This is a genomic window from Dialister sp., from assembly GCF_036343215.1.
Lineage (GTDB): Bacteria > Bacillota > Negativicutes > Veillonellales > Dialisteraceae > Dialister.
In genome coordinates this window covers 1-22850 of the sequence record NZ_JAZASU010000021.1, presented here as the reverse complement: position 1 = coordinate 22850, position 22850 = coordinate 1, and the positions used below count along the sequence as shown (strand labels likewise).

21 protein-coding genes are annotated in these 22850 nt (G+C 49.1%); 3 read left to right on the top strand and 18 right to left on the bottom strand.

Translation table 11 applies throughout. The features are described from left to right. Positions 1–580: 580 nt before the first annotated feature. The 3 genes from VZT47_RS05345 to VZT47_RS05335 all read right to left on the bottom strand — a co-directional run bounded on the left by VZT47_RS05345 (position 581) and on the right by VZT47_RS05335 (position 4432). Positions 581–2020, bottom strand: coding sequence for a DUF697 domain-containing protein (locus VZT47_RS05345; protein WP_330223943.1), 1440 nt, complete (start codon positions 2018–2020; stop codon positions 581–583). A 255-nt stretch (positions 2021–2275) separates the two neighbouring features. After that, a complete protein-coding gene (locus VZT47_RS05340; RefSeq protein WP_330223942.1) occupies positions 2276–3001 on the bottom strand; it encodes an SDR family NAD(P)-dependent oxidoreductase in 726 nt (241 codons plus the stop codon). A gap of 9 nt (positions 3002–3010) precedes the next feature. Continuing rightward, complete coding sequence (locus VZT47_RS05335) at positions 3011–4432, bottom strand: divergent polysaccharide deacetylase family protein (protein ID WP_330223941.1); 1422 nt, start codon at positions 4430–4432, stop codon at positions 3011–3013. A 379-nt stretch (positions 4433–4811) separates the two neighbouring features. On the opposite strand from VZT47_RS05335, the gene VZT47_RS05330 reads away from it, so the two are divergent. Further along, positions 4812–5756, top strand: a complete 945-nt coding sequence (locus VZT47_RS05330; protein ID WP_330223940.1) for a D-2-hydroxyacid dehydrogenase — start codon at positions 4812–4814, stop codon at positions 5754–5756. A 745-nt stretch (positions 5757–6501) separates the two neighbouring features. Here VZT47_RS05330 and VZT47_RS05325 read toward each other — a convergent pair. The 5 genes from VZT47_RS05325 to VZT47_RS05305 form a co-directional block, all read right to left on the bottom strand. Then, positions 6502–7152, bottom strand: coding sequence for a coenzyme F420-0:L-glutamate ligase (locus VZT47_RS05325; protein WP_330223939.1), 651 nt, complete (start codon positions 7150–7152; stop codon positions 6502–6504). Continuing rightward, positions 7152–7709 carry a hypothetical protein gene (locus VZT47_RS05320; protein WP_330223938.1) on the bottom strand — a complete coding sequence of 186 codons (558 nt, stop codon included), beginning with the start codon at positions 7707–7709 and terminating at the stop codon, positions 7152–7154. The genes VZT47_RS05325 and VZT47_RS05320 overlap by 1 nt, the downstream gene beginning before the upstream one ends. Positions 7710–7722: 13 nt before the next feature. After that, positions 7723–8487 carry a glutamate racemase gene (locus tag VZT47_RS05315; RefSeq protein WP_330223937.1) on the bottom strand — a complete coding sequence of 255 codons (765 nt, stop codon included), beginning with the start codon at positions 8485–8487 and terminating at the stop codon, positions 7723–7725. Beyond that, positions 8477–8899: an acyl-CoA thioesterase gene (locus VZT47_RS05310; protein WP_330223936.1), complete on the bottom strand. Its 423-nt coding sequence runs from the start codon at positions 8897–8899 to the stop codon at positions 8477–8479. Before VZT47_RS05310 ends, VZT47_RS05315 begins: the two co-directional genes overlap by 11 nt. Positions 8900–9086: 187 nt before the next feature. Further along, positions 9087–9419: a helix-turn-helix domain-containing protein gene (locus VZT47_RS05305; protein ID WP_330223935.1), complete on the bottom strand. Its 333-nt coding sequence runs from the start codon at positions 9417–9419 to the stop codon at positions 9087–9089. Between the two features lie 252 nt (positions 9420–9671). Here VZT47_RS05305 and VZT47_RS05300 point away from each other — a divergent pair, with 252 nt between their 5' ends. Next, positions 9672–10436, top strand: a complete 765-nt coding sequence (locus VZT47_RS05300) for a cyclase family protein (protein WP_330223934.1) — start codon at positions 9672–9674, stop codon at positions 10434–10436. Between the two features lie 115 nt (positions 10437–10551). On the opposite strand, the gene VZT47_RS05295 is transcribed toward VZT47_RS05300, so the two are convergent. The 10 genes from VZT47_RS05295 to VZT47_RS05250 form a co-directional block, all read right to left on the bottom strand. Continuing rightward, positions 10552–11610, bottom strand: a complete 1059-nt coding sequence (locus tag VZT47_RS05295) for a hypothetical protein (RefSeq protein WP_330223933.1) — start codon at positions 11608–11610, stop codon at positions 10552–10554. Between the two features lie 9 nt (positions 11611–11619). Next, positions 11620–12741, bottom strand: a complete 1122-nt coding sequence (locus VZT47_RS05290; protein WP_330223932.1) for a hypothetical protein — start codon at positions 12739–12741, stop codon at positions 11620–11622. Positions 12742–12795: 54 nt separating this feature from the next. Beyond that, positions 12796–13026, bottom strand: coding sequence for a nuclease (locus tag VZT47_RS05285; protein ID WP_330223931.1), 231 nt, complete (start codon positions 13024–13026; stop codon positions 12796–12798). Beyond that, positions 13023–13460 (bottom strand): hypothetical protein, encoded by a 438-nt coding sequence (locus VZT47_RS05280; protein ID WP_330223930.1) that lies wholly within the window; start codon positions 13458–13460, stop codon positions 13023–13025. The genes VZT47_RS05285 and VZT47_RS05280 overlap by 4 nt, the downstream gene beginning before the upstream one ends. A 298-nt stretch (positions 13461–13758) precedes the next feature. After that, the gene (locus VZT47_RS05275) at positions 13759–14283 is read right to left on the bottom strand and encodes a GNAT family N-acetyltransferase (RefSeq protein ID WP_330223929.1); all 525 of its coding nucleotides are present in this window, start codon (positions 14281–14283) and stop codon (positions 13759–13761) included. Between the two features lie 391 nt (positions 14284–14674). Continuing rightward, positions 14675–15448 carry an HpcH/HpaI aldolase family protein gene (locus VZT47_RS05270; RefSeq protein ID WP_330223928.1) on the bottom strand — a complete coding sequence of 258 codons (774 nt, stop codon included), beginning with the start codon at positions 15446–15448 and terminating at the stop codon, positions 14675–14677. A 56-nt stretch (positions 15449–15504) separates the two neighbouring features. Beyond that, positions 15505–16611 carry an SLC13 family permease gene (locus VZT47_RS05265; protein ID WP_330223927.1) on the bottom strand — a complete coding sequence of 369 codons (1107 nt, stop codon included), beginning with the start codon at positions 16609–16611 and terminating at the stop codon, positions 15505–15507. Positions 16612–17232: 621 nt separating this feature from the next. Then, complete coding sequence (locus VZT47_RS05260; protein ID WP_330223926.1) at positions 17233–17850, bottom strand: acyloxyacyl hydrolase; 618 nt, start codon at positions 17848–17850, stop codon at positions 17233–17235. Positions 17851–17965: 115 nt separating this feature from the next. Next, positions 17966–21190, bottom strand: a complete 3225-nt coding sequence (gene cobN, locus VZT47_RS05255; RefSeq protein WP_330223925.1) for a cobaltochelatase subunit CobN — start codon at positions 21188–21190, stop codon at positions 17966–17968. Beyond that, positions 21172–21666, bottom strand: a complete 495-nt coding sequence (locus VZT47_RS05250) for a hypothetical protein (protein ID WP_330223924.1) — start codon at positions 21664–21666, stop codon at positions 21172–21174. Before VZT47_RS05250 ends, cobN begins: the two co-directional genes overlap by 19 nt. Before the next feature lie 170 nt (positions 21667–21836). Between VZT47_RS05250 and VZT47_RS05245 the strand changes: the two genes are divergently transcribed. Continuing rightward, the gene (locus VZT47_RS05245) at positions 21837–22637 is read left to right on the top strand and encodes an aldo/keto reductase (RefSeq protein ID WP_330223923.1); all 801 of its coding nucleotides are present in this window, start codon (positions 21837–21839) and stop codon (positions 22635–22637) included. Positions 22638–22850 lie beyond the last annotated feature (213 nt).

The window sequence follows — 22850 nt, the reverse complement described above, 5'->3', positions numbered from 1 at the left end:
CCGGAGGAATTTTCTTTTTTGTTTTAACAACCTTGTAAACGGGAAAGCTGTACAGCAGAAAACCTTTTACATGTAAGCATCCCCGCTTTTCCATCATCCCGGGTATTGATGGACTTGGGCGGTTCTGCTTTGGCCTTTTGGGTTTTCCATGGGTATAGTAGCAAAAAACGCGATTTGTATCATTAGAAATTTATTAAATTCTCAAATTCCTCATGGATGCCGATTTAAAGACCTTTCTCTATCCAATTTCGAGTGAGCCAGGAAATCCATTTCCCAGTCCTGCAAACCGGGCACGAAAAAACACTTTCCTTCCCCATCTGCAGGGCGCCTGTTTCCATGTCATTACATTTTATATTGTATAATACTGCCATTTTTACTGCCTGCCGCCTGATTTTTCATACAAAAAAGATGGATACCACAGAGTATCCATCTCTTTCATTTTCACATTCTCCTTCCCCTCACCCAGGGATGATTGGCTCTTCTGTGACGGATTCTCCGCCGCCCCCAGGGGGAAATAACTCTTCTTTTCACACCGCCCATTTCTTCCTTGTTCAGTTCAGAAAGGTCCGGGGCCGGCGCCTTATTCACCCTTAGTTTCTTCAGCGGGAGCAGGAGTTTCTTCAGTTTCTGCAGGAGCTTCAACGGGAGCACTCTCCTTTTTGGCTGCTTCAGCTTCTGCCTTTTTCTGGGCAGCCCGTTCTTCAATTTTTGCCTTATATTCTTTGGCCGTGGAAAGGATGCTTTCCTTTGCCTGATTGGCAGCATTTGTGGCAGCTTCTTTATACTTTGCCGCAGCTTCCTGGGCAGCATCGGAATATTCCTTTGCTTTTGCCTGGGCGAGATCGGCCTGTTCCTTTGCCTGGGCCTGGAGCTTGGATGCTTTAATCTTTGCTTCCTGCATCTGGACTCTGGCCTGGGCTTTCATCTTTTCCGATTTCAGCTTCATCTGCTGGGACTGCACTTCAGACTGATGCTTCATTTCATCGCCTTTTTTCTGAAGTTCATCCATCTGTCCCTTGGCCTGGGCTCTCATTTCGTCGGCTTTCTTCATGGCATCCTTACGGAATTCTCTCGATTTCACGCGGGCAATGGCCTGAATGTCCTTCGCTGTCTTTTCTGCGGTTTCCTGGGCAATTTCCGTAGCGCCAAGAGCGGTGTATTTCGCCTTGTCAATCTGTTCATCCGTAACGCCTGCTTTTTTCAGGGCTTCGATGAATTTATTTCCAAGAATGCCTGCCTGTTCGGTAAGCTGGTCAGCCAGTTTTTCTACAGCGGCATGAGCTTTTTCCGGATAAACATCATCCCAGTTTTTCTTGAGTTCCTGGGTGAAATCTTTCTTTTCATCGCCCAGGGGTTCATCCTTCTTCGGATTTTCAGCCAGTTCTTCTTCAGCTTTCTGGCCTTCCGCCTGGCCTTCTTCGAAGACGGCGCGGTAAGGTTTCGTATCATCCGGCATACCGTCCTTGATCCAGCGCTGGGCCGCTTTGCCCAGTCCATAGGTGACGGAAATACCGATCGGAATCTGCATGATGGAAAGAGGAATCAGGGTAGCCAGAGTCGAGCCTACTACGGTGGCTCCGAGTGAGCCGATAAAGGAAAGAACGGCTTTCTGATTCAGTTCTACGCCATAAACGGTACCGATTTTATGAATCATATACACTTCATTGGCTACAAGAGCTACCGTTCCCAAAAGGGGTGCAGCTACAATAACTCCTGCGCGGCCGGCAGCCCAGCGGATGAGATTTTCTGCTTCCTTATCCCGGTCGTCAATGATATTGATTTCCATATCTGCTTCCGGAGCATCCACATGCTGGTCTTCCGGTTCTTCTGCCGGAGTTTCTTCCGGAATTTCTACCGGCGGCTTTGCCTCTTCTTTTTCAGCCGGCGGCATGGCTTCCGGTTTTTCAGCCGGCGATATGGGATCTGCCTTTTCCATCGGCGGCTGGGCTTCTGCCTTTACTTCGGGGGATGCTTCCGGACGAACAACCGGAGCCTTTTCCATTTCATTTTCTTCGCTCATAGAAACCTCCTCACCCGGGTCATCCCGGATTGTAAATGCCAGATACTATACTTAGTTATATTATACCTAAAAATCATTAAATATACCATATCTAATTATACAAAGTGAAGCACCGGGGAACTCCCCCGCGGAGAAACCGTATCGAAGCCGGCATTTCAGAAATCACCGGGCTTCTTCAATTTCATCAATAAAAATTTCTCCCGTTAAATGACAAAAAAGCAGGTCCATGGGCCGCCATGGTTCCTGCTTTTTGGATTACCAGTCTGTAAGTCCTCCATCCACAGGCACAATGGCTCCGGTGATGAAGGATGCTTTTTCGGAGAGAAGGAATGCAATGACTTCTCCCACTTCGGGAGCCTTTCCTATGCGGTCCAGGGGATACCATTCTCTCATTTCTTCTTTATTTCCTCCATATTCTTTGAGCTGCCTGTCAAGAAGAGGTGTATCGATGTCACCGGGAGAGACCACATTGGCCCGGATTCCGTCCACTGCCATTTCCAGAGCCAGAGAACGGATAAAGGAAGTGAGGGCTCCTTTCGTGGCCCCATAGAGACTGCACTGCACATTTCCCTGAATAGCAGCATCGGAAGCAACAGCTACAATGCTCCCTTTTGCATTTCGAAGATATGGAATGGCCTCCCTGGTAAGTTTCATGGCCCCAAAGACATTGACGTCGAAAAGTTTCTGTATTTCTTCATCAGATGTATTTTCCAGAAGTCCTTCCGTGTAGACTCCTGCCGAAAGAACGAGGCCTTTTATATTTCCTATAGAAGAAGCCGCTTTGACCGCTCTTTCGCAGTCTTCTCTCTTTGTCACGTCACAGGGAATGTAAAAGCTTCCCGGGATTTTTTCCTGTGCTGCTTTTCCCCGTTCTTCATTTCTTCCAAGCAGGATGGAGCGGATGCCTTCTTTCGCAAGAATTTCCGCCGTGGCCAGGCCTATGCCGGAAGTCCCGCCGGAAATCAATACGGTCTGAATCATAGGCCCTCCTTACTTCGTCAGGGACGAGAGGTAAACAAACTGGATGCCTTCGGCTTTGAGCTTTGGCACCATCTGACGGAAAGCTTCCGCCGTCTTTGGACGGCAGTGACCGATGATCACATAGGTACCATACTTTTCGGCCCGGTTTGCCCCTTCCCGGATCATATTGGAAATATAGGTCACATCGGCTTCATTATCCACGAAAAGGTCATTCCGCGCATAACGGACTCCGAAGGATGCTGCAGAAACATCAGCAACGGTAGTGGAATTTGTCCGGCTGTCAAAGAAGAACATATTTCTGTGATGAAGTTCATTCATCACCACATCCATGGTAGGACGGTCAATGGTGGCTTTTGAGCCCTGATGGTTATTCATGCCGATGGCTTCCGGAATCTGGGAGAAGGAACTCTTCAGCAGGGCCCGCATTTCCGTAGTGCTCATGGAAGTCAGAATCACTTTCGGTTCCATACCTACCCCGGAAACCGATTCCATAGGCTGATGAATGATGACAGGAAGTCCATGAGCTGCCCAGGAGGCGGCAGCTTCCCTTGTATGAACCTGATTCGGCATGACGGCCAGGGTCAGGGGAATACCCATATTTTCATACACATGCTGGGAATCGAGATCCCTTCCCGCATCGTCGATCACAATAGCCAGTTTTCCGGAAATTCTGGCAGGCTGGTTAACTTTTGGAGCCGCTGCCGGGACTGCTTTGGGTTTAGGCTTATTGACGGTCACTGTGGATTTTCCTTCATGGGAAGAGGATTTCACCGATGTCTTCGGAGTGCTCTTCACAGGAGACGGTTTGGACACAGTGGATTTCGTGATTGTCGACTTGTCTTCTGATGGAGCCGGTTTATTGATGATGACCGTAGATTTGTCTTCCGTCAGTTTTTCCTTTGTGGAAGCAGAAGCAACGACGGTTTCCTGTTTTTCTTCAGGAGCAGGAGCCGGTTTTCCGGTGACTTTGGAAATGACATTGGAAATACTGAAAGAGGATTCTTTCGGTTCATCTTTCTGCGTTTCAGCCGGGGCTTCGGGAGTCGAAGTTTCAGCAGATTCAGCGGATTTCGAAGCCACTTTCGTCTCCGTCCGGTCCTGTTTCTTAGAGGAGAGTTTCTTATCTTCCCCGTTCACTTTGACCGTGACTACTTTGTCGATGGCTGCCTTGATTTTTTCCTTTACGCTTTCCGGTGTGCCCGTATCTTCCTTCGGCACGAGGCCCTGCATTTCCTTGTCATTGAAAATGTGATGGATGGTGGTCATATTCTGCGCCACTTCAGCCGCAGGCCTGTTCGTCATACGGTCTGTCACATAAGCGGAAGCAAAAATCAGGAACATAAAGAAAAAAGCAACCAGGAAGGGATGTCCGCCGCTCTTTCTCCGGCGGGGCCTTCTGGTCCGTGTCGTCGTTTTTCTTCTAACTGCCATATAAACTCCTCGATTCAGAATAAATTTTCTCCAATCATTATAGCATATCATCGTGGTAAATGGACTTTGGATATGAAAAGGAAGCGGTATGAATGAAGTTATCAGTTCGCAGTTATCAGAAATATAAAGCCATCATTCGGGGTTAATGGCTGATAGTTAATCGTTTCAAATGCATCCCTGTATCAGGTTTTTCACAAACCAGGAACAGAAGCAGCCCGGACAGGTCCGGCGGCGCTGCAGTTTCGCCGCCCGCCTGGCCACAATGCAGCTATTAACTGATTAACTATTACCTGTTCACTTTATTTCCAATGCTATAATATAGTAAACAGTCATATAATCTGACACAAAAAATATTTCCAAACGAAAAGAGGTCATTCCCATGAAGCTGGTCGTGGTCAACAAATTATCCGACGAAAAAATTGCCGCCCTGAAAGATGCGGTACCGGGGTCTATTGTCGAAGCCTATAAATCCCCCAGAGAGGCTCTCCCTCATGTATCTGATGCCGATGCCCTTTCGCTCTGGGGATTCCAGAATGTGGAGCCTTTCCTCCAGGCGGGACCGAATATCCGCTGGGTTCACTCCCTTTCTGACGGCGTGGAAAAACTCCTCACTCCATCCATGATGGAGCGGCCCATCATCCTCACCAATTCCCACGGTATCCATGACCGCTCCGTTTCCGAACATACCCTGGCTCTCCTTCTCGCCTGGTACAGAAGAATTCCCGATGCGGTCCGCCATCAGAATGCCCATGAATGGATCCGGCCAAAAGGGATTTCCCTCTTTGGAAAGACCATCCTCATCGTTGGTTTTGGCGGAATCGGCCGGGCTATCGCCCAGCGGGCCAAAGTTTTTGAAACGCGGATCCTGGCGGTCAAGAAACATCTCTCTGATGAAATGTTTGCAGACCACGTTTACACCCAGGAAGAAATTATGGATGTCCTGCCAAAAGCAGATATAATCATAGCCGCCCTTCCCTCCACACCGGAAACGGAAAAATTCTTTGACGCTGAAAAATTCAGGGCCATGAAGAAATCCGCCCTCTTCATCAATATTGCCCGGGCATCGGTGGTCGATGAACCTTCACTGATCGAAGCCCTGCAGAACGGAACCATTGCGGGAGCCTGCATGGATGTATTCTCCAAAGAGCCTCTCCCGCCGGATCATCCTTTCTGGTCTATGGAAAATGTCATCATGACTCCCCATATCGCCTCCATGGTTCCCGACTTCTGGGATAAACTGACAAAACTGCTGGAAACAAACTATGTGGCTTTTGCTCATGGAGAAAAGCTGCTGAATGAGGTGGACAAGAAGAAGGGGTATTGAGCTTTCCGTTTTTACACTTTTTCCTTTCTGATGCAGACTCTTCACGAATCCCCATGAACTGATTCCTGTGTGCTTAAAAATTTAATAAATTTCTAATGATACAAATCGCGATTTTTGCTACTATACCGGTGAAAGCAAAAAGAGCGAGGCCTCGGGCCGCGTTCCATGAGGATCTGCCAGGCGCCCAGAAATTTAAAGCAGATCCGGAACAACCCCCACGTGCTCTGAAGGCTTTCAAATCCTCGAGGAAAAAAATCGAGTTTCCAATTTATTTTTACAAAAAAGAATAAACTCCCAACAAACGAGAAAGAAAATCTTCGGACCCGCGCCCCCCGCTACGTACCTTGATCACGAGATGACATATCCAAATGTGAATTTCTGCAGCCGATTGACAGGTAAGATCGGAAATCCGGACAACGAGAACATATTCTCAAAAGGGAGAATTTTTGTACCCAAAAGCCGTCCACTAATCATAGTGGGCGGCTTTTTTCCGTTCAGTTATCAGTTCGGAATTCTCAGAGGCCGGGTTCTTCGGGACTTTGAAGATTCAGTTGTCTTCGGGACTTTGCATCGATCGGCACTTTGACCCGGACAGGTGGCCGTCCAATTTACAGAGCGGCCTTTTTTATCAGATTGGCACAATTTCAGGGAGGGCCATATAAAACCGGCCGCCATATAAACTGGCGGCCGGTTTTTGCGTATCACGATAATCGCTGATTGATTCTATTCATAAACCAGCAATGTCTTACTTCCCCATGACATCGGTGAAATTCTTGATGATGACAATCGGGGTCTTCTGGTTGTCATTTCCGAAAGGATTATCAATCAGGATTTTTGCGATCTGTTTCGGGTCAAGGCCCTTGCTCTTTCCGAGGACCGCTGCCCTTTTCAAATCGTTGACATCGGCAATGACAGCCCCATAGGCACCGGTTGCTTTTTTAATTTTTTCACACACATGATCCGTGTCTGCCGGACCGTATACGAGGCATTTATCGAAAGGCGGCATGGTGCCGGTGACATCATCAATCAGGGATGCCTGACGGCAGCGGGCATAGAAAATGCCGCTCTTTCCGAAAACTTTGCCAATAGCGCCGAGGATGAAGGAAAAGAGCATATTCCATTTCCCTTCTTCATCCATGGCTGCCTGCATACCGTAAATGCTGGCCATGGAGCCGGCCCCCGGGACGAAACGGTTCATGAGGCGCGCCTGCCAGCAGACATTCAGTTCTTCCGGACGGACGTAACGGTTCTGGGTAATCGCCACAACAGATTCTGCGGAGCACACGATATCATGATCCGTAATCTCATCTCCTGCAAATTCCAGGATGGCATCCACGATGTTGTCATGGTGGGTGAGAATTCTGGTATGAATCGGAACAAGTTCAAGTTCTGCCATTATTTTCCCGCCTCCGTCGTATATTCGTAAAGAGCGTTCTGCACTTCTTCACGGGTAATCACAATTCTTGTCTTTGCGTAGTAATAATCGCTTCTGGCCACGATCTGGTAAATGATATCCATACCAAATTCCGGCAGGTTTTCCAGGTCTCCCAGAATGCTCGTGCCTTTCCCGTCGATATCCAGGGTAATGTAAAATCTCTTTTCCTTTCCCGGTTCCACGATGTAGGCCTGCCAGTAATCATCATGCCGCGGCACATCGAAATCATCGAGATGGCCGGTGACTCTGGCATCATCATACTGTTCGAAAGGCAGGTAGATACGGACGAAAGCATCCATAACCGTGCCCAGCTGCTTACCCACATTCTTAATCGGAATGGTATAAGACAGGGTCACATGATGGCGGTCCATAGTCTCCACTTTCAGCGGTGTCTTCTTCGTTTTCAGAATTTTCATCACCGCATCACCCTTGATCACAGCCACAGCCCAGTAAGCGACAAAGCCAAGGCAGATGGCGAGGATGATGAATGCTATAATTTTAAGAATCAATAACAACATTTCCTTCACACTCCTACAAAACCGTTTTTTCTACAACCACTGGGCCAAAAAGGCTCTTAACCAGAGGCGATGCATTTTCAAGACAGTCGGTGAAATAAAAACGATTCCTGCCGGTCTGCTCCGCCAGTCTGTCCTGTTTCCTTAATATGTCCACAGCCTTTTCTACCGTGGGCCGGGAAGGATCAATAAAAGGCACATGGGGAAGAGCTTCTGCGAAAGCATACGGAATCAGCGGGTAATGAGTGCAGGCCCAGTAGCCCGCATCTATACCAAATGCATGATACTCCTTTACTGCCTTCCGTACAAGGGAAGAAATGAGATTTTCTTCTTTTTTCTGCTCAATGGCCGCTGCCACCCCGTCACAGGGCACTTCAATGAAATGAATGTCCGGATATTTCTTTGACAGGTAATTGTAATGAGCATGGGTGGCAATGGATGCGGGAGTTGCGAAAATGCCCACCTCTTCTGCTCCTTCCGGGAAGGAAATATCAAGACTCATCTTGACCACCGGCACCGGGCCTTCCGTGAAATTGTCCCGCACATTGAAGGAAATCGTATTGCAGCCCACGATGATCATTTTCACATCCCGGGCGAGGAGGAATGCCTTCAGTTCCTCGCCAAAATCTGCAATTTCATCCCTCGTCCTTTCGCCATAGGGATTTCTTTTACTGTCTCCTATGAAAACGATGCTTTCTTTCGGGTACATATCATGAAGCGCTTTGGCTACTGTCAGGCCGCCTACACCGGAATCCATGATTCCAATCGGTCTATTGTCCATTTCTGTCCCCTTTTGTAAACTCCACAAGGCCTGCCACTTTTTCCTTTGGAAGCCGGACAATCCGGCCGGTCTTCGTATCGGTGAACGTATTCACGGTGCGTCCCGTGGCCAGGATATGTCCCGTCTTTTCGGAAACCGCTTCATATTCTATTTCCAGTTTCACCCGGTCCACATTCCTCATACAGGTATGAATCAGGATGATTTCATCATAACGGGCGCTTTCTTTGTATTTTGCTTCCACTTCCACGATAGGAAATACGATACCCTTATTCATAAGCTCCGTCAGATCCCAGCCGGCCGCGCGCAGGTATTCCACCCGGGCCTCCTCGAAATAACGGATATAATTGGCATGATGCACCACGCCCATGAGGTCGGTATCATAAAAATTGACTCTTCTTTTGTAAGTAAACATGTAAATTTATTCCTCCATAATGTCTTAGTATAACACAGCAGGTCATGGAGGGGAAAGTAAAATCCATATTAAAGAGTTCTATGAAGCTTAAGATCAGTTCGTGGTTTTCTAAAACAGGAAGTTGAAAATTGATTCCTGCCGGATTGACTGCCTGAATTTTACCGGTAATGTATCAAAAGGAATCCTGTCAGTTGTCCATTTCTTCTTTAGTCCTTTTCGGTGCCCGCTTCCGGATGGGCAGGTCCAGATCCTGCATGGTGCGGCCGAGAATATCATCTTTGGCGATCAGATTCAGGTCCTCTGCCATACCGATAGCCATAAGCACATTGGCATAAATTCCGATGGCCACGGCAGGAGATCCTTTTTCTACGGCCCATACGGAGCTGCGGCTTACTTTGGCCCGCTCGGCCACCAGTTCCACGGAAAGTTTCCGCCGGAGTCTTGCCAGTTTGATTCTTTCTCCCAGATCCCCCAGCATCCTTCCCATCCTGGGGTAAAGCACTGCTTTTTTCCGTCCCATAATCAGCCTCATAATGTTTGTATATAACGACTATATTTCATGCTTAGTTTATATTTACAAGCATTATACCATATTTCCAGCCCTTTGCTCCCGGGAAAATGAATGGGCCCCATTTTTCAGGATTTTACAGGCTGCCGCGGAGCGAGATGCCAAAATAAAAAATATTCTATTCCCGATACCTATCTTAAATCATTAAAAACAGGTTATAATATACATATACCTGTTTTTTATGTTTTTAAAGGAGGAAACACCATGACTTATCCGCTTTGGAACCAGCTTGCTGATTTGAAGGAAAAATACGATTTCGTAGAACTTTCCCATTCCCTGAACAATGACAGCCCTTACTGGGGCGGCATGCCGGACGGAGTGCTCGATCTCTGCCATACCGTTTTTGACTGGGGCAACCCCATGCTGGAATGCCTCATCCAGACTTTCAAATTCCCGGGACAGTTCGGCACCCATATCGATTTCCCCGGCCATTTTGCCAAAGGCAAGGCTCTTTCCGAGAAATTCAGCACGGAAAGCATGATGTTCCCTCTCTGCGTCATCGATATCACCCCGAAAGTGAAGGAAGATGTCCACTATGCAGCTACGGAAGAAGATATCAAAGAATACGAAGCCAAGTACGGACCCATTCCGGACGGCGCTTTTGTCGCCCTCCGCACGGACTGGGGCAAAAAATGGCCGGACATGAATGCCCTCTCCGGCATTGCAGCAGACGGCAGTGAAAATTTCCCGGGCTGGTCCCTTTCCGCACTGAAATATATTTATGAAGTGAGAAATGCGGCTGCCAGCGGCCATGAAACGCTGGATACCGATGCTTCGAAAGAAGCGGCCAGGGCAGGAGACCTTGCCTGCGAACGGTACGTCCTTTCCAAAGGAAAAATCCAGGTCGAAGTCCTCACCAACCTGGATAAAGTCGCTCCCGCCGGAGCCATCCTCTTCGTAGCATGGCCTCATATCGAAGGAGCTACGGGACTTCCTGTAAGAGCAGTGGCTATTACGCCAAAGCAGTAAAGAGAAAATAATATAATCAAAAGCCATGAAAGGCAGCTGCCCTTCATGGCTTTTTTGTTTCGAAAATCCGGCTATTCTTTAATCTGAAATTGTTTATTATCCCCTTTTAGTCTTTTTATGTAATCACTTTCATTCCAAGTTCCTGAATTTTCCGGATCAGTTCTTCCCGGTCCATCTTCCCTTCCCGGATGGCCTGCTCGATGCCCGGACCAAAGGAAATGGAGGGCACGGAAGGCTGGATGCCCTTTGCTTTCATCTCCTTCATTTTCGTTTCAGCAAGAAGTTTCGGAGGCCAGCCGCGGTTGGTCCAGAGATAGGAATGATTATACATGTCAAACAGCAGGGACGCCAGTTTTTCCGCTCTCTTTCTGGTTATGTCGGCGCCCACTTCGTTCAGGTCATTCATAAAGAGGCCAAATTCCTGCGCCGGAGTACGGCCTCCGACATAGATCAGAAATTTATATTCCCAAACCAGTTTTACTGCCGTATTCTTCTTGCAGAATTTATTTTCAAGGGCATGAAGGATGTTCAGATTTCTTGGTATGGGCTGCAGTTTGTTTTTATAGTAATTGAGATAAAACTTTTCATAATCCGATAAATAGCAAAAACTGTCCAGCCGCTCCCCGGCATGTTCATAGGTCTTTCCAGGATCAGAATCAGACTCTTTAATCACGCCTTTTATGACTTTCAGATTGCCCACATACCGAATGAGCCGCTGTTCTTCTTTCGTTACCGGGATTTCCTGAAAGTCAAGGAAGTGATCGGGCACATGGTAGGGAGCGTAAAAATTCTGAGATTGCTGCAGGGGATAAATATAATTATCCTCCCTGACACCTGGCGGCGTCAGCTCCTTATGGGACAGCAGACGGTCGTTGGGTCTGTCTTTTTCGTCCGCATATATTTCACTGATTTCATAGACCCGGAAGGGCATGGAGCCGTCGCGGCGCAGGATAGGCAGTAATCCGTAAATATCTTTCTGCTTTACCCAGGGAACTTCTCCCTTTCCCAGGAGCTCTTTATAAACCTGCCACATATCTTCCGCAAAGATGGCTCCATAGAGACAGGCGCAGGAAATAAAGAATTTCTTCAGTATTTCGATGGTCTCCGGAGAGAGTCCCGTTTCTTTATATTTCTTTGCCAGTGTACTTTCCGCAAAAGGTTTCGGATATGCCATGATACCTCCTCATTTGAATCCCAGAAATTCTGCGAGCGCTTTCCCTTTTCCCTCTTTGAGGGCCGCTTCCAGGGTATCCCTGCATTCGGCGGTAAAGAGGAAATCGGTGCCCATTTTCTTCAGTTCCACCGCTTCCTTTTCTCCTGCCCGGCGATAGGCATAGCGGGTGATCCGGGCTGCGGTTTCATAGATTTCCAGATTTCTGAACTGTCTTTCGCATTCTTTCAGCCAGGCCGCAGCGAGAGGCCAGGGATTTTCCATCTGGTCCATCCCGCAATAATCATCTCCCTCTTCCGTTTGAAGGAGGATTTTGAGCATGGCGGTGATATTTTTGAAAATATAGGAATCCGTGGGATTTTCTCCTCCCAGGAATTCTTCCACAGAGATGGCATGGACAATGGTGAGCACCGCATCCTCTCTGGAAAGCCTTGTCTTCCAGCCATCATTCACCATCCAGCGGCGGATTTCTTCCGTTTCAGGACTCAATGAGGACAGGCCGGCGATTCTTCCCCAGCCCTTTACATGACGGAGCATGTCGAAAGTCCTTTCATTCCTGTGAGGCCATTCTTTCAGGGCCCAGGTGCAGAAAAGGGTGAATTCATCGCATTTTGAAAGGGTATCAATCATTTCCACCGCTTCCGGCCGGGCGCTGGCGTCAAGGAAAGTCATGATGAACAGGGCAAACTTCACCATTTCTATTTCATTATCCTGCCGAAGGATATTGTAGGCCAGATTATAGATGCACTGTCCTTTAAGAAGCACTTCCCCGCTTTCCACCCAGCTGTAAAGGCCATTGACATACTGAATCATGCGGCGCGGTTCATTTCCGCAGAGATAATCCGAAGCCGCTTCTGCGGCTTCCACATACTTCTCATCACTCGCCAGCATGAGGGCGCGGCAGAGGGGTTCGGGGATTTCATCGGAATAGTCCATTTCAAGAAATATATTTCCGTCAATGAGTCCGTCGGGCAGGAAATAGTCGAAATCCCCTGCCGTCTCACTTTCCAGCTTCCGAAGGCCGTTCACATGGAGATCCAGGGAAAAATCAGCCGGCAGCTCTCCGTATTCATCCAGATGGGAACGGATATAGTACAGAAGACTGTCCTCTTCCACATAATCCATGAAATCCATAGCGCACCTCCTTTACTGCTTATCAAAAGGTTCCGCAGGCAGGGGCCAATTTTTTCAGGGATTGCATGTGCCGCAGGGGATGTACCCCATTTCCACGGCCCCTTCCCTGGTCTCGAACCAGACTTTATTTTCTTCCTTCATCTTCTTCGCCCATCGGCAGTCCTCATAGTGGAATTTCAAACTTTTCGCATTGCCCACATAGGCGGCTTCTGCGGAAAAAGCCTCCGTGGACAGGAGAGGAGTAAGAAAAGTAAAAAGCAGAAGAAGGGTCATAATCATTTTCATAAGGTTGCGCCCAGCCTCCTTCCCTCTTTGGTCCAGCGGCTTTTCCAGTCCGGTTTACTTTCCACTTCTTCCCGGATTTCATCGGTCAGCACCCAGCCATAGCGCATATAATCCTTCAGCTCCCGGCTGAAGCCTTCCATATCACTTTCCACAATGACCCCGTCCACCCGGAGCATTTCAAAAATATCAAGCATATGGGACCGGCTCACCATTGAAATCATTACACCTGTATTTCTTTTATCCCTCTTGATTCTCTTATCCAGGGCCCAGAACCTGGAACTTGCTTTCTGATCGGTGCTGAGAAGGTCAATGTATTGCCGTACCAGCTTTCCCATGTACCTTTCCTGCCAGCCGGGTAGTTTTTTGCGGAACAGTTTCCAGTCCTTCTCGATCAGATCATAGGATTCTATTTCACGCCAGTACCTTTCCTCCATGGAAATTCCTCCCCTCCGATGAAATCGAATTCTTTCCTTTATTTTATCATTTCCCGCCTCCCCTTTCACCCTCTCCGGAAGCCGCAAAAAGAGGTGTACAAAAATAGAAATCATTATTTTAAAAACTTTGGGAAAAATAGTTATCAGTTTGCCGTTCTCAGGGAAAGGAAAAAATATAAAAAGCCGCGCTTCCAATCATGATACGCGGCACATTCACTGAGAACCAATAACTGATAACTGATAACTTTTAAAATAAACAGCTTTTCCACCTTAATTTATCAAGCCTCTTCCCCAACAATCACAATTTCTGCTCATAATACCGGAGGGTCACGGGCACGAGGCCGTTCAGGATGGCAGGCCCGGTGGAGACGAGCCGGAAGCCCATATTTTCATAAAGATGACTGGCAGGAATGTTATCGATGTGGGTATCGAAACGCATGACTTTGCAGCCCCTTTTCCTCCCCAGTTCCATTCCGAATTCCACGAAGGCCCGTCCGATGCCGTGATGTTTTACGCCGGGAAGGACGCAGAGGGTATGGCCCACCATGACTTCACTGTCTTTCGCAGGATACCGCCAGGGCTGATCTTTGTATTCCTTTCCCTGCACCTGGTTCCAGAAACAGCTGGCCACGAAATGTCCTTCCTCATCCCGCATGACGTAAAGCCAGCCATTTGCGACGCCCGTTTCCGCCCAGGCTCTGGACGGATAGACGCCCCGCTTCCAGAGGGTCGTATCCGGATGGGTTTCATAATAATCAAAAAGTTTCTCGTAGCTTTCTGCCACTTCATCGATATCCGCCGTCGTGGCCTGTGTGATCTTCATATGTCCACCTGCTTTCCTCCCATTTGTTTCAGTGTAGGAAATATCGGAAAGCAAGTCAACCACCGGCCGGTAGAAAAATTTTCTTTCCCGCCCCTCAGCAGAATAAAAGTTTTTCGGGTTATAATCGCAAAACTTTTGAAATTTACATACTTTTTAGGGTTATAATCGCAAAACTTGAAACAGGGATACAGATATGGGCCGGAAAACTTTCGTCAGGGTAAGTTCACATCTTTTCAATTGACAAAAGACCGGAAAGTTGAATCTTGAGAAATATAAAAGATGTCGGCGCTTTCATACTGCTGCGCCGACACCGCCCCGATCGTCCCGATACCCCCGAAACAAAAGCATTTTCCCTTGAAGTTATCCTTTTCAAAACAGGAAGAAATGAATTTTATTTCCTGATTTCCTCCACAATGGCCCGATAGACCTTCGTGAATTCGATGGAATCGATGCTGTTGGCCACGGCATCATAGCCTTCGGAAAGGCGAAGCCGGGCTTCTTCTGCATTATTCGTATAGATGAGGCAGAGTTTTCCTGCCTTGCGGCAGGCTTTATGGATTCGCTCAAGGGCGGCCTTGAAGGCCGGGTTGTCCCACTGTCCCGGGATTCCCATGGAAATGGAAAGGTCGAAGGGCCCGATGAAAATGCCGTCAAGGCCTTCGAGGCTCACGATTTCTTCGATGCTTTCCAGGGCTTCCACGGTTTCACACTGGGGAAGGACGAGGACTTTTTCATTGCTCTGCTTCATATAGTCTTCCAGGGTCCCTGCCGCCCAGGGTTCATTGCCAAAACCGCTTCCCCTTGCCTTGATAAAGCCCCTGTTTCCAAGAGGAGGAAATTTGGCAAGATCGATGAGTTTTTTGAAATCATCGATCGAACGCAGGCAGGGCGCAATAATTCCTTCTGCCCCGTTATCCACGGCCCGCTGGATTTCCTTGTGGGTCACATCCCCTATGCGGACGATGGGGGAAAGTCCGCTTTTAGCGGCAGCATCGATGAGATCACTCATAGTTTCCGTATCATAGGGACCATGCTCCGTATCGATGATGACGTAATCCAGCCCTGTATAGCCCAGACATTCCACAATGGGCACATTGGCCACCCCCAGAAACGTGCCGATGGCGCTTCCTTTTTCTTCGATTTTTTCTTTTAAAATATTCAGCACAGAAACCTCCTGTCCAATATAAATTGTAACCCTGCCGCCCCGGATTTTGCAGTCCTTCACTTGCCGATCACTGCATAACACCCCACCAGAATAATGAGGAAAACCACATTCACCCAGGTGAAAGTAAAAAGAAATTGACCCGCCTGTCCAAGACGGACAGTATAGATTTTATAGGAAATCAGGCTTGCCATGGAAGCGATCATAGTACCCAGTCCCCCGATATCGGTTCCCAGCATGAGTCCTTCAAAATTTTCTGTAAATCCGGAAAGAAGAATGGCTGCCGGCACATTGCTGATTACCTGGCTCGCCAGGAGGGATACGAGGAATTCATGGCCTTCCGTGTGAGCCGTGAGAAAAGTATAAATGAAATCGATGTGCTTCAGATTTCCAATAAAGATGAAAAAGGCCGCAAAGGTGAGGAGCAGGATGTAATCCACCCGCTTCAGCACGGGCCGGTCAAAGAAAAGGACCGCTCCCAGCACAAGTCCTGCCGTAAGGCGCCAGTCCACGATATTTCCTACCGTCAGCATACAGGAAAGGAAAAGAAATCCATAGAGGAAAAGCTGGTGCACCGGCCAGCGGACAAGGCCCCCGTTCAATGCCTTCACAGGACGGCCCGGGAACCAGAAAAGGGAAAGGCAGAGCAGGATAAAGGAAATCACGGTATAAGGGAGAAGCAGGGATACGAAAGAAAAGGCACCCATGCCCGAGACGAGATAGAGGTACAGATTCTGCGGATTTCCTACGGGAGTACACATGGAGCCCAGATTGGCTGCGATCGTCTGGAGAACGACCAATTTGATCAGTTCTTTTTCTTCTCCTGCTTCATGAAAAGCAACCAGGGCAAAAGGGACAAACGTGATGAGGGATACATCATTTGTAATCCACATGCTGGCAAAGAAACAGGCAAAAATCATAACCCCTGCCATCTGGCGGACCGTTTTGAGAAACCGGAAAAGCCGTACCGTAATCATGGCAAAAATCCCGGCTTTCTGAAGGCCCGCCACCACGGTCATGAGGGAGAAAAGAAGGCCCAGCACCCGGAAATCGATATAGGAAATATACTCCATGGAGGGCGGCACATAAAATGCCGTCACAAAGGCCAGAAAGGCTGCGAGACAGAAGACGGTGTTCGCCTTGAAAAAAGAAATCAGTTTCGTCATGGTCACTCACACTGAAAAGAATTGTATTGTATCCGTATCTTATCATGGAGACTCCCGGCGGTCAAAGAAATTGTAATTCCCCCTTCCTGTTTTCCCGGACAGAGTCCTGCCTCATGGAAAAATATTTCCCTGCCGGATGAGGAAATGAGCCTCCGCCAAATCAGGGATCAAATTTCCGCCAAATCAAGGAACAAATTCGTGCCAAATAGCCGATTAATTTCTTGCCAAATCGCCGATTGATTTTTCGCCAAATCGCCGATTGATTTTTCGCCAAATCGCCGATTGATTTTTCGCCAAATAAAGGAAAAATACAAAATCTGAAATGGAACACATAAAAACAGAGGGTGTACAAAAGCAGTCATACTTTCTTTAAAAACATCTGGAAATATGGTTATCAGTTTTTAGTTATCTGTTCTCAGTTATGGTGGCCGCCTTTACATCGTGAAAGGCAGCCTTTTTTATATGAAATCTATACTTTTCAATGTGAACCATATATAAAAAGGCCCGCCATTCGATTTGAGGCGGGCCTCTTGCACCGATCACTATGAACTGATCACTGATAACTTTTAACTGATTGCTTTCTTAATCTGTGGTGAAATCCTGAACGACGGAAGGGGCATTTCAGAATCTATGCTCATAGCCAATCATGAATCCCGCGGCGTTGAAGCCGGGGTTATGACTTTTGAATCCGTTGGAGCAGTGCATATAGGACCAGCCGAGACGGATTCCGTTATCTTCGTTCCACCGGTAAGAAAGCCTTGGCCCGATGCGCCACATGAATCCGAAGGCCCTGCCCCTTGCGGGAAAGGCTTTGTCATAGAGAAGGATACTTCCCGTGCCGTCAAAGCCGCCGGAAAGTTTGCCGGAAATGGGCTTTTCCCAGCGGAGAAGGATGGAGGGACCGATGCCTGCCCCCTTGCTGTCCCGCCGGATATGATCATCCGACGTATAGCCCGTGGCCCGCTGGATTGTGAGGCCTTTCTTGATGGAGAAAGTGCCGTTCACTTTCCAGGGTTCGTAGACGTGAAGATCATAGGACTTGATATGCCTGTCTTTGTAGAACCTTGGCTCCATGTATTCCATTTCTATTTCCACCGGTTTCTTTTTAGCCGTGGAAATAGATGGGCCTGCTATGGAAAGGGGCCGCTCTTCCCCTTCTTCTGCGGAAGCTTCGGTGAAAAGTCCGCCGGAGAGGAGGGCAGCCGCCAGAAAAATACCACAAACAAAATCAGATTTCATGATTAGAAATATCCTTTCCTTCCCCAAAATATCCCTTTCTCTGTGCTTTATGGTAACTCCGGGAAATATGAATTTTCAAGACCCATCATTTGTCTTTTGTTTAACTTTTCCCAATCTATTCGCTCTGCGCTTCCATTTCTCCTTCCACATCGAGGTACAATTCTTCCAGTTTTCTTTCCATTTCTTCACCGGCCTTCCAGAGGCCCCGCTTATTGGCCTCCAGAAGGGTCTCTATGATTCTCTTCCTGGCCCAGGGGTTCACATCGTTCATCCAGTCCGCCATGTCCTTATCCAGCACATATTTCTCCGCGTACTGCTCATACATCCAGTCGTCCATGATTTTCGTGGTGGCGTCCCACTGGTAGGAAATAGAAACCATATTGGAGAGATCGGCCGCCCCTTTGTAGCCGTGTTTCATCATGCCTTTGATATATTTCGGATTGATGGCTTCGGAGCGGAAGGTGCGGCGGGCCGTTTCCTGGACGGTCAGGACCTTCGGATTCCTGCGGTCCGTGGTGTCTCCGGCATAGGATTTCGGCGCTTTTCCCGAAATGGCCCGGACGGAAGCGATCATGCCCCCATGGTAGGCATTGTAATCGTCGGAGGAAAGCATATTGGTCTCATGGTTATCTTCATTTTTGATGGTCACGTCCATATGGGAAAGCCGTTTCCGGAAAAGGTCGGGACGGAATTCGCCCCTCGCCTTTCCCCCATAGGCATGACCGCCCCAGCGGATATAGACGTTGGAAAGATCGTCCAGGGTCTGCCAGTTCTTCGATTCCAGCAGATTTCCTATGCCGGCACCATAAGTCCCCGGGGCATCGCCGAAGATGCGGTAGGCCGCCTGCCGCCAGGCTTCCTCTCTGGAAATACCTTCCCTCATGAGGGCCTCACTGTCTTCGCTCACATGACGTTTCACGAAATTATCCTCATCCCTCTCATCCAGCGATGAGGCGAGAAGGATGGCTCTGTCCAGAAGCTCGGCGGCCTGGGGCATGGTATCCCGGAAGAGTCCGGAAATCCGCCCGGTCACGTCGATCCTGGGCCTTTTGAGTTCGGAGAGAGGAATGACTTCGAGGTCTTTCACATAGCCGCTTCCCCGCTGCCACAGGGGTTTCAGACCGAGGAAATAAAGAAATTCCGCGATGCACTGTCCATGGCTTCTCATATTGGCCCCGGACCAGAGGACCATGCCGATATTTTCCGGATACTTTCCTTCGTCCGCGATATATTGGGTAATCACCTGATTGGCGAGATCCTGTCCCAGCTTCCAGGCTGCTTTTGTGGGAAGGAGCCTGGGGTCAAGGCCATAGAAATTGATGGCAGGCGGAAGGATGGATGGCCCCGACACGGCAGGGGATCCCGTGGCCCCGGGACGGATGTAATGACCGTCCAGGCCATTTTCAGCATGAATCATTTCCTCCTTCGTGCGGGAAAGCTTTTCTTTCAGTTCTCCGCATGCAAAGGAAAGAAGGATTTTCAGTTTTTCCTGCCACTCTTTCGGCGCCGAAAGGACCGGTTCATGATGGAAAATACCGGAAATGGCCGCTTCGGAGAAATCCTTTTCCACGAGAAGGGAAATCATTTCTTTTTCTTCCTTCTGCGACCGGGCCAGAAGTTCGCCGCCCGTGAGGCCGCAGGGGTAAATATTTCCTGCCTTTTTCTTCATTTCCTCCGAAGAAATCCCGTAAAGCTCTCCCCAGAGGTCAGGTAGGGAGGGAACATCTCCCTGGGGGAACTGTAGGAGCCGCCCCAGGGTATCCGTCAGTATTTCTCCCGTCGGCATCTCTCCCAGCACATGAAGGCCCACATGGGTCTCGCTGTCCCGTATTTCCTCAATAAACTCATGGAGACGGCTCACATAATCGCTGAAATCCTCCGAAAGAGGCACGTCCGTATCCAGGTCCAGCTTCAAGGCCAGCTTCCGGATGTCCTTTTCCGTGGACTTTTCCTGTCCTTCCCCGGCTTTTCGGAAATGGGCATATTCGTCAAGGAGCCTTTCCAGGTCTGCCAGTTCTTCATAAGTCCCCGATTCGGCCATGGGCGCGGGCAAGTGACTCACGAGGCAGGCACTCCCCCGCCGTTTGGCCTGGATCCCTTCTCCCACAATGGTCATGTGGTAGAAATACAGATTCGGCAAATCCCCCAGGGCGAGCTCCGGATAGCTTTCCCGGTCCAGGCCCACGCCCTTCCCCGGGAGCCATTCCAGATTTCCATGGGTGCCCACATGGATGACCATATCCGCCTTCCAGGTATCCCTCAGCCACTGATAAAAAGCCAGGTACTGATGGGTGGGCGCCACATAGGGATCATGGTATAGTTTTCTCGGGTCCAGGCCATAGCCCCGGGCCGGCTGGACGGTGAGGAAAACATGGCCGTCCATGGTTCCGGGGACGAGAATATTTCCATCCTCCACCATGACAGACCCCGGCGCCCTGCTCCAGTCCTTTTCCAGCTGTGCTTTCACTTTCTCCGTAAAATGATGGTGGCGTTTGAGATATTCGGAGACCGGCAGCTTCTCACACTCTTCCACCTGCTCATCCGTCAGCATGTCCATATCGTTCGTGGCATGGGAAGTCATCTTCCGGATGAGCTCTGCCCCGTCCTTCGGAATCCAGGGAACGTCATAGCCTTTCTCTTTCATGCGGAAGAGAAGCTTTTGGATGCTTTCCATGGTATCCAGGCCCACGGCGCTTCCGATATTCGAATTCTTCGGCGGATAATTGTGGAAAATGATGGCCACTTTCTTGTCCTTATTTTCCTTCATGGAAAGGCGGGCCCACTTGCCTGCCTTCGACACCACCAGGCGCATCCGCTCTTCCATGGGAAGATAACGGACAAGGCCCTCTTCATTCACTGTTTTGGATGCCAGAGGCACCGTATGAAGGATACCGTCCACTTCCGGCATGGCTGCGGAAAAGGAAAGCTCTGCCATGGTGAGACCCTCGGACGATGCCTGCCATTCTTCCTTCGGCATGATGAGGGAATAGGCCTCCAGCACAGGAATCCCTATTTCCTCCATCTCCTTTGTGGAAATAGAACCGGACGCGGAAAAGGAAAATTTCATCACATTCACGATGGCCCCGACGACTGGCCGATTGCCATCCATGAAGTACCTGTGGAAAATTTCGGAAATGGACGGCGCACCGAGAGACGTGTCGGGAATGCCGTTCGTAAAGACGGGGACCACATTGTACCCCTGCCGCTCCGCTTCCCGGACAAAAGAAGTCTGGTACGAAAGGTCGTCCCAGATCCACTCATCCCGGTAAAAAAGCATGCCCAGGGCAGGCCGGCCGGGTTTGAAGAATTTTTCCCGGTAAGCTACGGGGCGGTCATGCACTTCCCGTCCATATCCGGATGAAAAATCCCTGCCCAGCAGAGCTTCTCCGGCGCCTTCACCCTCTCATTTTCTCCGCTCAAAAGGCTCTGGGCATAGAGCCAGAAATTTTTATAATTCTCCATGCCCCCGTACTGGGCATACTGCTGCAGCACCTGGATGGCCGGATGCTCCAGGCCCCGGCCTGCTTCCCCTTCTGCCGATCCTGCGGCATCCATGAAATAGGGAATATTTTCCTTCTCCATAAAGAACCGGCACCGGTCCCAGAACCGGGTACGAATCGTATTTCCCATCCACCGGATGAGAACCAGGGAAGCGGAAGAAAGCTTTTCCTCCCATTCCCGAGTCCAGCGGCTGTCGCTTTCCACCTTCAGCACATCACAATCTGCCCTGAGCTTTCCTTCCGCCTTCAAACCTCGGCAGGCCGCCCCCATCATGGCATACCGCCGGTCTACATTGGTGATATAAAGAATCTTCATAAGTGCCTCTATCCATACCACATTTCAAATAGTCTATTTTATATAAATTAATTTTACCTTTAATTTCTCCTCATTTCCATAGAAATATCCGAGGTGCAGGATTCCTCCATTTCTTTTCTGCCGGTCCAGTAATAAAATAAGTAATATACGGTCAGAAATGGGGAAAATACATGGACTATATCACTTTAAATGATGAAAACAGGCTGCCCGCTTTCGGACTTGGCACCTGGGGACTGAGGGGTGAATCCTGTGCGGATACGGTGGCAAAGGCCATTGGGCTGGGGTATCAGCTCATCGATACGGCCCGGATGTATGGAAACGAAAAGGATGTGGGCCGGGGAATCCGTTTGTCCAAAGTCAGGCGGGAGCGGCTTTTCGTGACTTCCAAAGTCTGCTCACCCTATACGTCTTATCAGGCCGCAAAAAGGATCGTGGAAGAATCCCTGGACGCCCTGGGACTGGAGTATATCGATTTGTACCTGATTCATGAGCCTTATGGCACTTCTCCTGAAATGTACGAAGCCCTGAAAGAGGCAAAAAAACAGGGTCTCATCCGGTCCATCGGGATTTCCAATTTCAACGAAGCGGAATATCTGGATTTCATCAAAGGCTGCGGCATCATCCCCGCGGTGAATCAGGTGGAAAATCACGTGTACTTCCTGCGGTCCGATCTGCAGAAAATGATGAAGGCCCACGGCACGGTGATGCAGGGCTGGGCTCCTTTTACGGAAGGAATGCGGCCGGTTTTCAAAGAAAAAATTTTGAAGGACATCGGAAAACGCCATGGAAAGACGGCAGGCCAGATTGCCCTGAAATACCTTCTCCAGAACGGGGTACCCACCATCACGAAATCCTCCCATGTGGAAAGGCTGAAAGAGAATCTGGATATCTTTGATTTTTCTCTCACGGCGGAAGAAATAAAGGAAATTCACGGGCTGGATGAAGGAAAGAGTCTCTTTGGATGGTACTGATTGTAAGGGATTGGGGGTTGGGAATTGGGAGTTAGGGATTAGGGGTCCCATTTGGCATTTACCAGCCCTTCTCCCCTCGTATCATAGGTGTAGAAGCTAAGAAATATGGCTTCTACACCTATTTGAGCTTTATTAGAAGCTCTATTGTGCAAGGTATCCTGATGCTACAATCTAGGTAGATGGATTGTGACCGGGCAACGGCTTTCCCCCCTT

Excerpts from the sequence above, each read along its gene's own strand:
- VZT47_RS05345 (WP_330223943.1), bottom strand. The coding sequence starts at position 2,020 with ATGAGCGAAGAAAATGAAATGGAAAAGGCTCCGGTTGTTCGTCCGGAA.
- VZT47_RS05340 (WP_330223942.1), bottom strand. The coding sequence starts at position 3,001 with ATGATTCAGACCGTATTGATTTCCGGCGGGACTTCCGGCATAGGCCTG.
- VZT47_RS05335 (WP_330223941.1), bottom strand. The coding sequence starts at position 4,432 with ATGGCAGTTAGAAGAAAAACGACGACACGGACCAGAAGGCCCCGCCGG.
- VZT47_RS05330 (WP_330223940.1), top strand. The coding sequence starts at position 4,812 with ATGAAGCTGGTCGTGGTCAACAAATTATCCGACGAAAAAATTGCCGCC.
- VZT47_RS05325 (WP_330223939.1), bottom strand. The coding sequence starts at position 7,152 with ATGGCAGAACTTGAACTTGTTCCGATTCATACCAGAATTCTCACCCAC.
- VZT47_RS05320 (WP_330223938.1), bottom strand. The coding sequence starts at position 7,709 with ATGTTGTTATTGATTCTTAAAATTATAGCATTCATCATCCTCGCCATC.
- VZT47_RS05315 (WP_330223937.1), bottom strand. The coding sequence starts at position 8,487 with ATGGACAATAGACCGATTGGAATCATGGATTCCGGTGTAGGCGGCCTG.
- VZT47_RS05310 (WP_330223936.1), bottom strand. The coding sequence starts at position 8,899 with ATGTTTACTTACAAAAGAAGAGTCAATTTTTATGATACCGACCTCATG.
- VZT47_RS05305 (WP_330223935.1), bottom strand. The coding sequence starts at position 9,419 with ATGGGACGGAAAAAAGCAGTGCTTTACCCCAGGATGGGAAGGATGCTG.
- VZT47_RS05300 (WP_330223934.1), top strand. The coding sequence starts at position 9,672 with ATGACTTATCCGCTTTGGAACCAGCTTGCTGATTTGAAGGAAAAATAC.
- VZT47_RS05295 (WP_330223933.1), bottom strand. The coding sequence starts at position 11,610 with ATGGCATATCCGAAACCTTTTGCGGAAAGTACACTGGCAAAGAAATAT.
- VZT47_RS05290 (WP_330223932.1), bottom strand. The coding sequence starts at position 12,741 with ATGGATTTCATGGATTATGTGGAAGAGGACAGTCTTCTGTACTATATC.
- VZT47_RS05285 (WP_330223931.1), bottom strand. The coding sequence starts at position 13,026 with ATGAAAATGATTATGACCCTTCTTCTGCTTTTTACTTTTCTTACTCCT.
- VZT47_RS05280 (WP_330223930.1), bottom strand. The coding sequence starts at position 13,460 with ATGGAGGAAAGGTACTGGCGTGAAATAGAATCCTATGATCTGATCGAG.
- VZT47_RS05275 (WP_330223929.1), bottom strand. The coding sequence starts at position 14,283 with ATGAAGATCACACAGGCCACGACGGCGGATATCGATGAAGTGGCAGAA.
- VZT47_RS05265 (WP_330223927.1), bottom strand. The coding sequence starts at position 16,611 with ATGACGAAACTGATTTCTTTTTTCAAGGCGAACACCGTCTTCTGTCTC.
- VZT47_RS05260 (WP_330223926.1), bottom strand. The coding sequence starts at position 17,850 with ATGAAATCTGATTTTGTTTGTGGTATTTTTCTGGCGGCTGCCCTCCTC.
- VZT47_RS05250 (WP_330223924.1), bottom strand. The coding sequence starts at position 21,666 with ATGAAGATTCTTTATATCACCAATGTAGACCGGCGGTATGCCATGATG.
- VZT47_RS05245 (WP_330223923.1), top strand. The coding sequence starts at position 21,837 with ATGGACTATATCACTTTAAATGATGAAAACAGGCTGCCCGCTTTCGGA.